This window comes from Streptomyces sp. NPDC107575, assembly GCF_055657265.1.
The window spans coordinates 66097-81034 of record NZ_JBVKBG010000008.1 but is presented as its reverse complement, the minus strand read 5'-3'; the positions used below and the strand labels follow the sequence as shown (position 1 = coordinate 81034).

The 14938-nt window shown below is 72.6% G+C and carries 11 protein-coding genes; all 11 read right to left on the bottom strand.

Features of this window, described 5'->3' with window-relative positions; translation table 11 throughout:
* Positions 1-6: 6 nt before the first annotated feature.
* Positions 7-3075, bottom strand: coding sequence for a helix-turn-helix transcriptional regulator (locus tag ACZ7L4_RS35135; protein WP_472109229.1), 3069 nt, complete (start codon positions 3073-3075; stop codon positions 7-9).
* A 59-nt stretch (positions 3076-3134) separates the two neighbouring features.
* Positions 3135-3326 carry a hypothetical protein gene (locus tag ACZ7L4_RS35130; RefSeq protein WP_450817967.1) on the bottom strand — a complete coding sequence of 64 codons (192 nt, stop codon included), beginning with the start codon at positions 3324-3326 and terminating at the stop codon, positions 3135-3137.
* A gap of 178 nt (positions 3327-3504) precedes the next feature.
* Positions 3505-4131 carry a hypothetical protein gene (locus ACZ7L4_RS35125; RefSeq protein ID WP_472108943.1) on the bottom strand — a complete coding sequence of 209 codons (627 nt, stop codon included), beginning with the start codon at positions 4129-4131 and terminating at the stop codon, positions 3505-3507.
* A gap of 35 nt (positions 4132-4166) precedes the next feature.
* On the bottom strand, positions 4167-4733 hold the full coding sequence (locus ACZ7L4_RS35120; RefSeq protein WP_472108941.1) for a GNAT family N-acetyltransferase: 567 nt from the start codon (positions 4731-4733) through the stop codon (positions 4167-4169).
* On the bottom strand, positions 4711-6978 hold the full coding sequence (locus ACZ7L4_RS35115; RefSeq protein WP_472108939.1) for an MMPL family transporter: 2268 nt from the start codon (positions 6976-6978) through the stop codon (positions 4711-4713). The genes ACZ7L4_RS35120 and ACZ7L4_RS35115 overlap by 23 nt, the downstream gene beginning before the upstream one ends.
* Positions 6979-7138: 160 nt before the next feature.
* Positions 7139-8368, bottom strand: a complete 1230-nt coding sequence (locus tag ACZ7L4_RS35110; protein WP_472108937.1) for an SLC13 family permease — start codon at positions 8366-8368, stop codon at positions 7139-7141.
* 112 nt (positions 8369-8480) lie between these two features.
* Positions 8481-10001: an Asp-tRNA(Asn)/Glu-tRNA(Gln) amidotransferase subunit GatB gene (gene gatB / locus ACZ7L4_RS35105; RefSeq protein ID WP_472108935.1), complete on the bottom strand. Its 1521-nt coding sequence runs from the start codon at positions 9999-10001 to the stop codon at positions 8481-8483.
* 19 nt (positions 10002-10020) lie between these two features.
* Positions 10021-10254 carry a hypothetical protein gene (locus ACZ7L4_RS35100; RefSeq protein ID WP_450817748.1) on the bottom strand — a complete coding sequence of 78 codons (234 nt, stop codon included), beginning with the start codon at positions 10252-10254 and terminating at the stop codon, positions 10021-10023.
* Between the two features lie 5 nt (positions 10255-10259).
* The gene (gatA, locus tag ACZ7L4_RS35095) at positions 10260-11765 is read right to left on the bottom strand and encodes an Asp-tRNA(Asn)/Glu-tRNA(Gln) amidotransferase subunit GatA (protein ID WP_472108933.1); all 1506 of its coding nucleotides are present in this window, start codon (positions 11763-11765) and stop codon (positions 10260-10262) included.
* 6 nt (positions 11766-11771) lie between these two features.
* A complete protein-coding gene (gene gatC, locus ACZ7L4_RS35090) occupies positions 11772-12068 on the bottom strand; it encodes an Asp-tRNA(Asn)/Glu-tRNA(Gln) amidotransferase subunit GatC (protein WP_016432511.1) in 297 nt (98 codons plus the stop codon).
* A gap of 123 nt (positions 12069-12191) precedes the next feature.
* Positions 12192-14801 (bottom strand): putative bifunctional diguanylate cyclase/phosphodiesterase, encoded by a 2610-nt coding sequence (locus ACZ7L4_RS35085; RefSeq protein ID WP_472108931.1) that lies wholly within the window; start codon positions 14799-14801, stop codon positions 12192-12194.
* Positions 14802-14938: the final 137 nt, after the last annotated feature.

Below are 14938 nucleotides of genomic sequence, written 5' to 3'. Positions count from 1 at the left end.
TCCCCCTCAGCGTACGGGAGCCCTCTCCGCCGGGAAGAGGCTCAGGCGGTGGGCCAGGGCCGCCGCCTCGCCGCGGCCCGCGACGCCCAGCTTCCCGAGGATGTTCGAGACGTGGACGCTGGCCGTCTTCGGCGAGATGAACAGCTCCTCGGCTATCTGGCGGTTGCTGCGGCCCGCCGCGACCAGGCGCAGCACGTCCCGCTCACGGCTCGTGAGGCCGAACTCCTGCGCGGGGTCGGCCGGAGCGCTCTGCCGCGGCGCCTCGCGGGCGAGGGTCAGCCGGGCGCGCTGGGCGAGCAGGGCGACGGATTCGGTGAGCGGGCGCGCGCCCAGGTGCTCGGCGACGGCTCCGGTGAGCCGGAGGAGTTCCGTGGCGCGGTCCCTGTCCCCCTCCGCGCCGCGCGCGACCAGGGCCTCCGCGAGGCGGAACCGGACGCGGGCCAGGTCGTGCGGGCGGTCGAGGGGCTCGAAGGCGGTGACCGTGGCGGACCAGTCCTCGGCGGTGTCGCGGCCCTCCGCGCGCCGGAGCTCGGCGCGCACCCACTGCTCGTGGGCCTGCCAGACCGGGACCGGAGTGGCCTGCCGCTTCGCGGCGTCCCGGATGCGGGCGATCGCCTCGGCGCGCCCGCTGTCGGCGGCGGGCAGCCCCCGGGCGTCCGCCTCGGCCGCGGCGGCGGTGCGCAGGAGCGGCCAGCAGTAGCGGTGCATGGAGGGCGGCAGCCCCGCCGCGACCAGCCGGTCGAGCTCGGCGCGGGCTTCCGGGAGGCGGCCCTGGGCGGCGGCGAGCGCGACGGCGAGGTGGGTGCGGGGCAGCGTGTACTGGGGCTGCGGGTCGTGCGCCCCGTAGTACCCGTTGGCAGCGGCGAGGTGGTCAGCCGCTTCCTGGAGGGCGCCGCGGCCGAGCGCGATCATCGCGAGGTGCGCGCACGCGGTGCCGCGCGGCTTGTCGCTGAGGCCGAAGCGGCGGCTCACCCACTCGGCCACCTCGACCGCCTCGTCCCAGCGGCCGAGGGAGACGAGGGACTCGGCCAGGTTGGAGCGGACCCAGCCCTTGTTGTCGGTGAGGCCGTAGCGGCGGCACAGGACGAGGGCCTCTTCGCAGATGCGCGCGGATTCGGCGGAGCGGCCGACGCCCTCCAGGTGGGAGGGCAGATTGACGTTGACGTTGTTGAGGCGGGCGGTCATGCCCCGTGCCAGCGAGCGCTCGCGGACCTCGTACATCTCGGCGAAGCCCTCCTCGATGGCGCCCGCGTCCACGAGGAGCCCGCCGCGCACGAGACGGGCGTGGAGCTCGATCTCCTCCGCGTCGTCGACCATGCGCGCGTACTCGACGGCCCGCTCGGCGGCGGCGAGGGTCTCGGCGCCGGGGCTGTGCAGCATGCCCCAGGCCGCCACGTTCGCCAGCACTTCGGCGTGCACGGCGGACGGCGGGAGGCCCCGGACGAGCTCCTGGGCCGTGGCGATCTCGTCCCATCCGTCGCCGCGCCCGACATGGGAGACGATCTTGGAGTTCTGGATGTGGAACCACGCGGCCCGCAGGGGGTCCGCGTCGTCGGAGCCCTCGGCCTCCTCCAGGATGCGCAGCGCCCGCTTGCCGATCTTCAGCGCACGCTCCCGCTCCCCGCACAGGCGGCCCGCCACCGCGGCCTCGGACAGCAGGTCCAGGTAGTCGAGCGGGGTCTCGGCCGGGTCGCAGCCGCAGGCGCTGAAGGCGATGACGTACTCGCCCATGCGCAGCGCGGAGCGGATCTCCTGCGGCGCGCCGTCCCACAGCTCCATCGCCCGCTCCAGGAGGCGCAGTTGCTCGGAGTACGCGTGCCGGCGGCGGGCCGCCACGGAGGCGTCGAGGACGGCGGGCAGGGCCTTCGCCGCGTCGTGGGCGTGGTACCAGTAGCTGGCGAGGCGCGTCACGCGCGCGTCCGCGGGCACCAGCGACGGCTCGGCCTCCAGGGCCTCGGCGTAGCGGCGGTTGAGGCGGGAGCGCTCGCCGGGCAGCAGGTCGTCGCTGACGGCCTCGCGGACCAGGGAGTGGCGGAACCGGTAGCCGTCCCCGTCCGGCGAGGCGAGCAGGATGTTCGCGCCGACGGCCGCGCGCAGCGCCTCGATCAGCTCGTCCTCGCCGAGTCCGGCGACGGCAGCGAGCAGCGGGTACTCGACCGTGGAGCCGCCCTCCGCGCAGATCCGGGCCACGCGCTGGGCGGCCTCGGGCAGCGATTCGACGCGGACCAGGAGGACGTCGCGCAGCGAGTCGGTCAGGCCCGTGGCACAGCCCTCGGCGGCGGACACGGCGAGTTCCTCGACGAAGAACGCGTTGCCGTCGGAGCGGCGGAAGATGTCGTCCACGTCGGCGGGTTCGGGTTCCGCGGCCATGATTCCGGCGATCTGGCGGGCGACCTCGTCCCGGCTGAGGCGGCCCAGTTCGATACGGGTGACGGTGCGCAGCCGGTCGAGCTCGGCGAGCAGCGGGCGCAGGGGGTGGCGGCGGTGCACGTCGTCCGCGCGGTAGCTGGCGATGACGGCGAGGCGGCCGCTGCGCAGCGTACGGAACAGGTAGGAGAGCAGGTGGCGGGTGGAGGCGTCCGCCCAGTGCAGGTCTTCGAGAACGACGACGACGGTGCGCTCGGCCGCGACGCGCTCCAGGAGCCGGGCGGTGAGTTCGAAGAGGCGGGCCGTGGCGCTCTCGTCGCCCCGCCGGTCGAAGCCGCGGCCCTCGTGGTCGCCCAATTCGGGCAGCAGGCGCGCCAGTTCGTCCTCGCGGCCCGCGACCGCCGCGTCCACCTCGGTGGGCAGGGTGCGGCGCAGGGCGCGCAGGGCGGTGGAGAACGGCGCGAACGGCAGTCCGTCGGCGCCGATCTCGACGCAGCCGCCGGTGACGACGACGGCGCCCCGCTCGCGCGCGGCCGCGCCGAACTCCTCGACGAGGCGCGTCTTGCCCACGCCGGCCTCGCCGCCGAGCAGCAGCGCCTGCGGCTCGGCGGCCTCGGCCCGCTCAAGGGCCTTGCTCAGTACACCCAGTTCATCGGCGCGACCGACGAACACCGGGCTGACGGACCTGGTCTCCACATCGCTGAGGATCGCACACGGGTCTGACAGCGGGCCCGCGATTTCGGTGCCGCCCGCCGCGGCGGGCGCGCTCACGCCGCGCGCGGGGCGCGGCGCCGGTCCGAGCGGCGGGTGCTCACCGGCCTCTCGGCGTCGTGGTCCGGTGCTCGGCGCTCCGCGCGCTGGGCTCGTGCCTGCTTGCGGGCGAAGCGTGCGAGGCGGAACCGCTCGGCCTCCTCGATGAGTTCGGCGGAGCGGAACTGGTGCATCTCGTACTCGAACATCTCGTCTCCCTGGTGACGGTCTCTGCGGCTCTCGCGGAGCGTTCTCCGCGATGCCTCGACTTTCGTCTCCCAGGGGGGTGCGGCACATCGGGAGAGTGCCGCATGTTCGTGGGCCGCGCCTCCTTAGGCGCGGCCCACGGTGTGCCTTAGACGGCTGAGCCGCCCTTATGCAAGTGCCTCAGCCGCTGGTGCCGGGCATGCCGAGGATGAGGTCGGTGTACTTGGCGACGGCGAGCAGCAGCCCGATGACGCCGACGGCGAGACCCGCCCACGCGGTCGACTTGATCCACAGCGCCTGCGGCTTGCCGGGCGCGCCGAACGCGGGCCTGGCCAGGACGGCCGCACCGATCACCAGGGCGACGAGCGAGAAGAGGCCGCCGACCAGGGCGGCGGAGTGCCAGGCCTCGCCGTACATCGCGGAGATCTGCTTGGCGATGCCCGCGTTCTGCGCGGTGGTGAGCTGGCCCTCGAGCTGCGCGCGGGCCGAGGCGATGGTGCCGAGCCAGCCGCCGCTGAGCCCGACGATGCCGAGGGCCACGGAGACGATCGCGCCCGCGCCCTGGCCGACGCCGGACGGCTTGTCGGCCTCGGCCTTGGCGAGGGCCGCGAGCTCGGCCTCGGCGGCGGCCTCCTCGGCCGCCTCGTCGTCCTGCACGTCCTCGGTGGCCCCGTCGGCCGCCTCGGCCGGCTCCGTCGCCTCGGCCTTCTCGGCCTTCTCGGTCGCCTCGGTGGCCTTGGCGTCCTGGGCCTCCGCGCCCTCCTCCCGCGTCTCGGCGTCGCGCTGCGCTTCAGTCTTCGTAGTCATGCTGCGCACGGTACGGACGGAGTCTGAGAGGTGTCTTAACGTTCCCTGTGCCCGCTCCGTGCGCTGCGCCACTCGGGCGCGAGCACGGACCAAACCTCCCGGTCATGGCGCTTTCCACGCCAGGGAAAACTCTCCCGGAGCACTCCCTCTTTCGTGAACCCGAGGCGCCGGGCCACGTTCAGACTCGGGGTGTTCTCCGACGCGGCGACCCACTCCACCCGGTGGATTCCGCGCTCCTCGACGGCCCAGTCGATGAGGTGCCGCATCGCGCGCGTGACGAGTCCGCGCCCGGCGGCGGCCGGCTCCAGCCAGCAGCCGACCTCGCAGTTTCCGTTCGCGGCGTCGAAGTTCAGCGCCAGTACGCCGCCTACGAGCGTTCCGTCCAGCCAGATGCCGTGGTACGCGCGCGTGCCCGCGGCCGTCGCCTCGGCGTGCTTCTGGAGCAGCTCCCGCGTGGAGGCGAGATCCGTCGCCGTGGCGCCGAACGGGATGAACTGGCCGATGAACTCCCGGCCCCGGTCCAGATGGGCCAGGAACTCCTCGGCGTGCCAGGTCTCCAGTGGCCTCAGTTCGGCGCCGTCACCCAGCGGGATCGCGTACATCGGTGTCCTCGGTCTCCTTCGTCAGCAGCTCGTCCAGCTCGCCGTCGGCGCGCGTGCGCTGCACCGGGATCCTCGCACCCGCGGCGGCGCGGCACTCCGGAGGCTCGATGCTCAGCCGCGGCAGGCGCCGGTCGAGCCACTTGGGCAGCCACCAGTTGGCGCCGCCGAGCATGTGCATCAGGGCGGGCACGAGGAGCGTACGGAGGACGAACGCGTCGACGGCGACGGCCACGGCGAGCGCGATGCCGAACATGGCGATCACCCGGTCCCCGCTGAGGACGAACGCGAGGAACACCGAGATCATGATCACCGCGGCCGAGTTGATCACGCGGCTGGTCTCCGCGAGCCCGACCCGGACGGCCCGCCGGTTGTCGCCGGTCTCCAGCCACTCCTCGTACATCCGGCTCACGAGGAACACCTGGTAGTCCATGGAAAGCCCGAAGAGGACCGACACCATGATCACGGGGAGGAAGGGCTCGATCGGCCCGGACGCCCCGAGGCCGAGGAGTTCGCTCCCCCAGCCCCACTGGAAGATCGCGACGACGACACCGAAGGCGGCGGCCACGGCGGCGACGTTCATCGCGGCGGCCTTGAGCGGGATCCCGATGGACCGGAAGGCCAGCAGGAGCAGCACGCAGCCGAGGCCGACCACGACGCCGACGAACAGGGGCAGCTTGCCGACGATGACCTCGGCGAAGTCGTCGTAGCTCGCGGTGACGCCGCCGACCTGCACATCGAGGGTGCTGCCCTGCTCGGCGGCCGGTACGACATCGGTGCGCAGCCGGTCGACCAGCTCACTGGTCCGCTCGGACTGCGGCGAGGACTTCGGCACGACGGTGAGGTGGGCCGCGCTGTCGTCCGCGTTATACGTAACACGCGAGACGGAGGCGACCCCGTCGGTGTCCCGCAGCTCGCTCGTCAGCTCCGCGAGCGCGGCCTTGTCCTTGGCGCCGTCGACCTGGGTGACGAGCGTCAGCGGCCCGTTCACGCCGGGCCCGAAACCGTCGGCAAGCAGGTCGTACGCCTGCCGGGTGGTGCTGCTCGCCGGACCGTTCCCCTGGTCGGACGTCCCGAGGTGGAGGAAGAAGGTGGGCAGCGAGAGCACCGCGATCACGGCGATCGCGAGCGCGCCGAGCAGCTTCGGCCTGCGCTCCACGAAGGCGGCCCAGCGGGCGGCGAGCCCGGTCGGCAGCACGGGCTCGGGCCCGTGCTCGGCGAGCCGCCGCCGCTCGCGCCGCGACAGGGCGCGCATCCCGATGTACGAGAGCAGCCCCGGCAGCAGCGTCACGGACGCGGCGACGGTGAGCAGCACGGTCACGGAGGCGGCGATGGCGACGCCGTTGAGGAAGCTCAAGCCCAGCATCAGCATGCCGAGCAGGGCGATGCACACGGTGGCCCCGGCGAACACCACGGCCCGCCCGGTGGTGGCGACGGCCCGCTCGGCGGCCTCGGCCACCGGAAGCCCCCGCTTCAGGCCTCTCCTGTGCCGGGTCACGATGAACAGCGCGTAGTCGATCCCGACGCCGAGCCCGACCAGCATGCCGAGCATCGGCGCGAAGTCCGCGACCGTCATGGCGTGCCCGAGCAGCACGATCCCCGCGTACGCGGTGCCGACGCTCACCAGCGCGGTGGCGATGGGCAGCGCGGCGGCGGCCAGCGACCCGAAGGCGACGAAGAGCACGACGGCCGCGACGACGACGCCGATGATCTCGGAGGTGTGGGCCGAGGCCGACTCGGTGAGCGCGACGGCGCTGCCGCCCAGCTCCACCTGCAGCCCGTCGGGCCCGTCGTCCTCGGCGGCCTGCGCCGTGTCGACGAGGGCCTGCGCCTGCCCCTTGGGGATGTCGTCGGCCTGCTTCTCGAAGGTGACCGTCGCGTACGCCGTGTGACCGTCGGCGCTGACCTGGCCGGTGCTCCCGGCCTCGTACGGCGAGCCGACGGCGGCGATGCCCGGCAGGTCCGCGATCTCACCGAGCGTGTTGCTCATCGTCTTCTCGACGTCGGCGGCGCGCGCGGTGGAGCCCTCGATGTGCCAGACGACGGTGTCGCTGTCGCCGCCGAGCCCGGAGAAGTTCTCGTCGAGGAGCTGTGTGGCGCGCCCCGACTCGGTGCCGGGCGCCTCGTAGTCGTTCGAGTACGCGGAGCCCGCGACGACGGCGGCGGCGCTCGTGCCCACGAGGGCGGTCAACCACAGAAGGACGACCACGAGCCGGTGATTGACACACCAGCGTGCGAGTGCGGCCACGGACGTGCTCCCTGAGTCATTTCGTGGATCTTTGTCCGGGAACATCCGCTTGACGCGTGAACCGTCCGCAAAGAACACATGAGCAATGACGAGACACTCTTACAGCCGGAAGTGATCCTTTGTCGCTTTCGTGTCCTTACTCACAAGAGGAGTCGCGCACTCACAGGAGCAGCACGGCCCACAGCGCGACCGTCGACGCCGCGAGCGTCGCGGGGACGGTGAGCAGGCCGAGGCGGGTGAACTCGCCCAACTCGGGCTCGGTTCCGTGCTCGTGCACGATGCGCCGCCACAGCAGTGTCGCGAGCGAGCCGACATACGTGAGGTTGGGGCCGAGGTTGACGCCGATCAGCGCGGCGAGCACCGGGCCCGCGCCCATCGGGGTGACGACCGGGAGCAGGGCGAGGATCGCCGGCAGGTTGTTGATGACGTTGGAGAGCAGCGCCGCGATCCCGGCGATCGCGAGCAGCGCGGGCAGGGACGAACCGTCCGGCAGGAAGCGGGCGATGGCGTCCCCGAGCCCGTTGTCGACCACGGCCTTGACCACGATGCCGAGCGCGAGGACGAAGAGGCAGAACGGCAGGTTGGCCGCCTTGAGCAGTTCCACCGGGGTGCTGTGGCGGCGGGCGAGGGCCCGGACGGCGAGCACGGCCGCCCCCGCGAAGGCGGCCCACAGCGGTTCGACGCCCGCGAAGGACGTGACGACGAATCCGGCGAGCGTGAGCGCGAGCACGGCCAGGGTGAACAGCGGGACGCCGGGCGGCTCTTCGGCGTCCGGTTCGTGCGCGGGCGCGGCCAGGTCGTCGGCGAAGTACCGGCGGAACACCGCGTACTCGATGCCGATCGCCACCAGCCACGGCAGCGCCATGAGCCCGGCGAAGTGCGTGAACGTGAGCCCGCTCGCCGCGAAGGCCAGCAGGTTCGTGAGGTTCGACACCGGCAGCAGCAGGGACGCCGAGTTGGCGAGGTGGGCGCTCGCGTAGACGTGCGGGCGCGGGCGTGCGCCGATGCGGGCCGCGGTCGCGAAGACGACCGGGGTGAGCAGGACGACGGTGGCGTCGAGGCTCAGTACGGCGGTGATCCCCGCGGCCACCGCGAAGACCCCGCCGAGCATCCGCTTCGGACTGCCGTGACAGGCACGGGCGACCAGGTCACCGGCCGCCTTGAACAGCCCTTCGTCGGCGCAGAGTTGAGCGAGGAGGAGGATCCCGGCGAGAAACCCGACGACCGGAAGCAGCTCTTGGGTCTCCGCCCAGGCGTGGGCGGGTGTCGCCTTCCCGGTGACGACGGCCACGACCGCGGCGGGCACCGCAACCACGGCCTCCGGCCATTTACGGGGCCGTAGGACGGCGAAGACGAGGGTGACTGCGAGAAGGGCGAGGGAAACGAGCACTTACAGCCCCTGCGGCGATTGAGCAGCGGGGTCCGGGGCAGAGCCCCGAGACGTCGGACACGGAAAGGCGGCGGGGCACCGGCTGCCCGATGCCCCGCCGCCCAGAATCCGATCAACCGTCGGAGACGCCCAACTTCTCCAGGATCAGCTCCTTGACGCGCGCCGCGTCGGCCTGACCCCGGGTCGCCTTCATGACCGCCCCGACGAGCGCCCCCGCGGCAGCGACCTTGCCGCCACGGATCTTGTCGGCAACCCCGGGGTTGCCGGCGATGGCCTCGTCCACGGCCGTGGACAGCGCACCCTCGTCCGAGACGACCTTCAGGCCGCGCTTCTCGACGACCTCGTCCGGCGTGCCCTCACCCTTCAGCACCCCGTCGATGACCTGGCGGGCCAGCTTGTCGTTGAGGTCACCGGCGGCGACCAGCTCGGACACGCGGGCCACCTGCTCCGGCGTGATCGGCAGCGCGCCGAGCTCGACACCCTGGTCGTTCGCGGAGCGGGCCAGCTCGCCCATCCACCACTTGCGGGCGGACGCCGAGTCGGCGCCGGCCGCGATGGTGGCGACGATCGGGCCGATGGCACCGGCGTTGCGGATCGACTGCATGTCGTGGGCGCTGATGGCCCACTCCTCGATCAGCCGGTTGCGCTGCGCCAGCGGCATCTCCGGCAGCTCGGCGCGCAGCGCCTCGACCCACTCGCGGGACGGGGCGACGGGCACCAGGTCGGGCTCCGGGAAGTACCGGTAGTCCTCGGCGTTGTCCTTGATGCGCCCCGACGTGGTGGAGCCGTCCTCCTCGTGGAAGTGACGGGTCTCCTGCACGATCGAACCGCCGGACGACAGCACAGCGGCGTGCCGCTGGATCTCGTACCGGGCCGCACGCTCGACGGAACGCAGCGAGTTCACGTTCTTCGTCTCGGAGCGCGTGCCGAACTTCTCGGTCCCGTTGGGCCGCAGCGACAGGTTCACGTCGCAGCGCATCTGGCCCTTGTCCATCCGGGCCTCGGACACGTCGAGCGCCTTGATGACCTCGCGCAGCTCGGCGACGTACGCCTTCGCGACCTCGGGGGCCCGCTCGCCCGCGCCCTCGATGGGCTTGGTGACGATCTCGATGAGCGGGATGCCCGCGCGGTTGTAGTCGAGCAGCGAGTGCGAGGCGCCCTGGATGCGGCCCGTGGCACCGCCGACGTGCGTCGACTTGCCGGTGTCCTCCTCCATGTGGGCGCGCTCGATCTCCACGCGGAAGACCTCGCCGTCCTCCAGCTGTACGTCGAGGTAGCCGTCGAAGGCGATCGGCTCGTCGTACTGGGAGGTCTGGAAGTTCTTCGGCATGTCCGGATAGAAGTAGTTCTTCCGGGCGAAGCGGCACCACTCGGCGATCGAGCAGTTGAGCGCGAGGCCGATCTTGATGGCCGACTCGACGCCGATCTCGTTCACGACCGGCAGCGCGCCGGGCAGGCCGAGACAGGTGGGACAGGTCTGGCTGTTGGCGTCCTGCTTCAGCTCGGTGGAGCAGCCGCAGAACATCTTCGTCTTCGTACCGAGCTCGACGTGGACCTCGAGGCCCATGACCGGGTCGTACGACGCGAGCGCGTCCTCGTACCCCATCAGCTCGGAAGTGGTCGTGGCAGTCACGATTGTTGAAACTTCCCTCTCAGCCCAGCAGGACGTCGTCGTCGCCCAGGCGCTTGAGCTCCCGGTAGAGGATCGCCATACCGGTGACGATGGCGGCGGCGGACACGGCGGCGTCGACGAGACGCAGCGTGTCGTTGTCGTTGCGGGCCATCTTCGCCTGCTTCGCGACGCTGATCGCGCCGAAGGCGGTGCTGGCCAGCGAGATGTAGACGCCGGACTTGGACTTCTTGAAGTTCTTGGCCTTCTTTGCCATGGCACTCACAGCGACGGAGCCTCCTCAAGCAGCGGGTGCCCCCACTTTTCCACGAAAGCGGCCTCGACGGCGGACCCCACCTTGTACAGGCGGTCGTCCTTCATCGCGGGGGCGATGATCTGCAGACCGACCGGCAGCCCGTCCTCGGGGGCCAGGCCGCAGGGCAGCGACATCGCCGAGTTCCCCGCGAGGTTGGTCGGAATCGTGCAGAGGTCCGCGAGATACATCGCCATCGGGTCGTCGGCGCGCTCGCCGATCGGGAAGGCGGTGGTCGGCGTGGTCGGCGACACGATGACGTCGACCTGCTCGAACGCGGCCTCGAACTCCTGGGTGATCAGCGTGCGCACCTTCTGGGCGCTGCCGTAGTACGCGTCGTAGTAGCCGCTCGACAGGGCGTACGTACCGAGGATGATGCGGCGCTTGACCTCGTCGCCGAAGCCGGCCTCGCGGGTCAGCGCGGTGACGTCCTCGGCGGAGTGCGAGCCGTCGTCGCCGACGCGCAGGCCGTAGCGCATGGCGTCGAACCGGGCGAGGTTCGAGGAGCACTCGGACGGCGCGATCAGGTAGTACGCGGACAGCGCCAGGTCGAACGACGGGCAGTCCAGCTCGACGATCTCGGCACCCAGCGACTTCAGCAGCTCGACGGACTCGTCGAAGCGCTGCACGACGCCGGCCTGGTAGCCCTCGCCGCGGAACTGCTTGACGACGCCGACGCGCATGCCCTGCACGCTGCCGTTCCTCGCGGCCTCGACGACGGCCGGGACCGGGGCGTCGATGGACGTGGAGTCGAGCGGGTCGTGGCCCGCGATGGCCTCGTGCAGCAGCGCCGCGTCGAGCACCGTACGGGCGCAGGGGCCGCCCTGGTCCAGGGAGGACGAGAACGCGACCATGCCGAAGCGGGAGACGCCGCCGTAGGTCGGCTTGACGCCGACGGTGCCGGTGACGGCGGCGGGCTGGCGGATCGAGCCGCCGGTGTCCGTGCCGATGGCGAGCGGGGCCTCGTACGCGGCGAGGGAGGCGGAGGAGCCGCCGCCGGAGCCGCCGGGGATGCGGGTGAGGTCCCACGGGTTGCCGGTCGGGCCGTACGCGCTGTTCTCGGTCGACGACCCCATGGCGAACTCGTCCATGTTGGTCTTGCCGAGGATGACGACGTCGGCGGCCTTCAGGTTCTTGACCAGCGTCGCGTCGTACGGCGGGATCCAGCCCTCGAGGATCTTGGAGCCGACGGTGGTCGGGATCCCCTCGGTGGTGAAGATGTCCTTCAGCGCGAGCGGGACGCCGGCCAGCGGGCCGAGCTTCTCGCCGCTCTTGACCTTCGCGTCGACGGCGGCGGCCTGCTTCAGGGCGCCCTCGCGGTCGACGTGCAGGAAGGCGTTCACCTTCTCGTCGACGGCCTCGATCCGGGCCAGATGGGCCTCGGTGACCTCGACGGCGGTGAGCTCACCGGACGCGATCTTCGCGGCGATCTCGGCGGCGGTCAGCTTGATGATGTTGACGTTGATGTCCGTCATGACTGTTTAGTCCTCCCCCAGGATCTGCGGCACCTTGAAACGCTGCTGCTCCTGGGCCGGGGCGCCGGAGAGCGCCTGCTCGGGGGTGAGCGACGGACGGACCTCGTCCTTGCGCATGACGTTCGTCAGCGGCAGCGGGTGCGAAGTCGGCGGTACGTCTTGGTCGGCGACCTCACTGACGCGGGCGACCGCGCCGATGATGTCGTCGAGCTGGCCTGCGAAGTGGTCGAGCTCTTCGGGCTTCAGCTCCAGACGCGCCAGCCGGGCGAGGTGGGCGACCTCCTCGCGCGTGATGCCAGGCATGCGGATCCTCACGGGGTGCGTGTTCTCGGTTTGACCCCAATCCTATGGGGCGCGGCACCGTGGTCGGTAAACGGTTTACGGGGGCGGGGTGGGGCCGCACCCCCCCCGGGCCCCCGGGGACCGTCAGCCGAGGGGCCCGCAGTCGTCGGGCTGGGCTGCCGGGAGGGCCGCCGGCGGGCGCCAGCCGCGGGCGCCGCGGGCGCGGAGCCACGCCGTCGTCTCGTCGGGCGGCATCGCCGCGGCGACCAGCCAGCCCTGCACCGCGTCACAGCCGAGGTCGCGCAGCCGCTCCCACGTCTCGTCGTCCTCGACGCCCTCGGCGACGACCAGCAGGCCGAGCGAGTGCGCCAGGTCGACGGTGCAGCGGACGATCTCCGCGTCCTCGGTGTCCACGGCGAGCCGGGCCACGAACGACCGGTCGATCTTCAGCTCGCTGACCGGGAGCCGCCGCAGGTGCACGAGGGACGAGTACCCGGTGCCGAAGTCGTCGAGCGACATCTTCACGCCGTGCCCGGTGAGCCCGGCCAGGGTGTCGGCGGCCCGCTGCGGGTCCTCCAGGAGCACGTGCTCCGTTATCTCCAGCTGCAGCGACCCGGCCGGCACGCCGTGCCGGGCGAGCCGCGCGGCGACCGCTCCGGCGAAGCCGGGCGTGTGCACATCACGCGGCGACACGTTCACCGCGACCGGCACGTGCAGCCCCTGCGCACGCCAGCGCGCGACCTGCGCGAGGGCGGTCTCCAGGACGTACTCGGTCAGGTGCGGCATGAGCCCGGACGACTCGGCGATGGCGATGAACTCGTCCGGCGGCACCTTCCCGCGCTCCGGGTGCACCCACCGTACGAGCGCCTCCAGGCCCGCGACGTGCCCGTCGAACCTGACCTTCGGCTGGTAGTGCAGCTCCACCTCGCCCGCGTCGAGCGCGCGCCGCAGGTCGCCCAACAGGCCGAGCCGGTCGGGCGTGTTGGAGTCCCGCTTCGACTCGTAGACCTCGACGCCCGTGCGGTCCCGCTTGGCCTGGTACATCGCGACGTCGGCCCGGCGCAGCAGGCCCTCCGCGTCCAGCGCGTGGTCGGGGAAGACGGCGAGTCCCGCGCTCGCCTCCAGTACGAGGGTCAGCCCGTCCAGATCGAGCGGGGAGCCCAGGGTCGCCACGAGGTTGCGGGCCACCCGCGTCGCGGACGTCGTGGAGTCGGCGACGGGCAGCAGCACCGCGAACTCGTCGCCGCCGAGGCGCGCGACCTCCGCGCCGCGCGGCAGCGCCGCTCTCAGCCGATCCGCGATCTGCAACAGGAGCCGGTCGCCCGCGAGATGCCCGAGCGTGTCGTTCACCGAACGGAACCGGTCGAGGTCGATCAGCATCAGCGCGCTGCGCACCCCGATCCGCTCGGCGTCGTCGAGCGCGCTCCAGGTGCGCTCGAGCAGCCACTGCCGGTTCGGCAGTCCGGTGAGCGGGTCGCGCAGTTGTTCCTCGGCTCGGGCCCGCGCGATCCACAGCGTGGAGTCGAGCGCGATCAGCGGGATCGCGAACAGCGGCAGCAGCACCGGCAGCGCGATGGCGACGACACAGATCAGCGGCGCGATCCCGAGCAGCGCGACGGCGACCAGGCCCTGCCGCACGAGCGAGGTGCGGGCGACGGTCGGAAGCCCCGAGTTCGGTGGCGCATGCACGTACCAGAGCAGGGTTCGGGTGATCAGAAGATAGGCGAGCGCCGCGAGGGCCACCTCGGGCACCGTGGACAGTCCCCAGCCCTCCGGCTTCCACGGCGCCTCGACGGACGGCACGCGGCCGAACGCGGCGAGGACGAGGGCGCCCGCGCCGATGCCGAGGATGTCGATCGCACCGTGCAGCAGGCCCTGGCGCCAGCAGTGCCTGCGGGCGATGCCGACGAGGACGACGACGGTGAGGCTGACCATGCCCGCGGGCACCCAGCCGTACAGGAGCAGCACCGCGAGGGTGAGGGCCGCGCCGGATCCGGTGCCGCCCCACCAGCGGTCGCGGCCGAGCGCGACGAGGTGGCCGACGATGATCCCGGTCAGGATCGCGAGGCACCAGCCGACCGTGCCGGACGGGAAGAGCGCGTGCCCCTGGTCGAGCGACCAGTAGAACCCGCCGCCGAGCACCACGGCGGCGAGCGCCACCACGACGCCGGGCAGCAGCGGCACGAGCGCGGCCCGCGAGGTCTCGCCCTGGCCGGCGAGCTGATTGCGCGCGGGGGTCGCCATGCCGACGCTGCCGCCCGCGGGGACGGTCCCGGGGAGCGGGCCCCTGCCGATTCCCGCGCCGCGGTGGGCCGCGGCGGGCCGGGCGCCTCCCGCGGTGAGCTCCGGCCGGCCGTCCGCGATGCGGCCGTGCACGACCGGGCCGGCTGCGGACACACGGGGGTGGGAGGCGTGCGGGTGGGAGGCCGCGCCGATGTCCTGCGGGCGCGCGCCCGGTCCCCGGTCGTCGGATATCCGCTCGCCGGACGCGCCCTCGATCCTCGGGGTGCGGGCGGGCAGAGCGCGCGGGGGCTCGTCGGCGCCCCGGGGCCGGGCCGGGGCGGGTTCCTCGGCGCCGGACGCGGTGTGGGCGTGGGCCGAACTGCCGCTGTCCGCCGGGTGGTCCCGCGCCCCGCGCCTCAGCAGCCCTTCGTGGCCCGGTACTTCGGGGCCGGGCGCTTCAGGGGCCGAAGCGCCGCTCGTCCGATCGGCGGCGCCGAATCCGGCTCCGCGCCACCATTTGCGCCAGTTCACCACACCACCGCGCTCGTTCTCCCCGTGACCGCTGTCGCTGCCGTCGGCTCCCCCGCCGCGGGCGGGGCGCGGTGCCGCATCGCGCCGCGCACGTCGACGTGGACGCAGGCGTGAGTCCGGGGCGGCGCTCTCGGTCG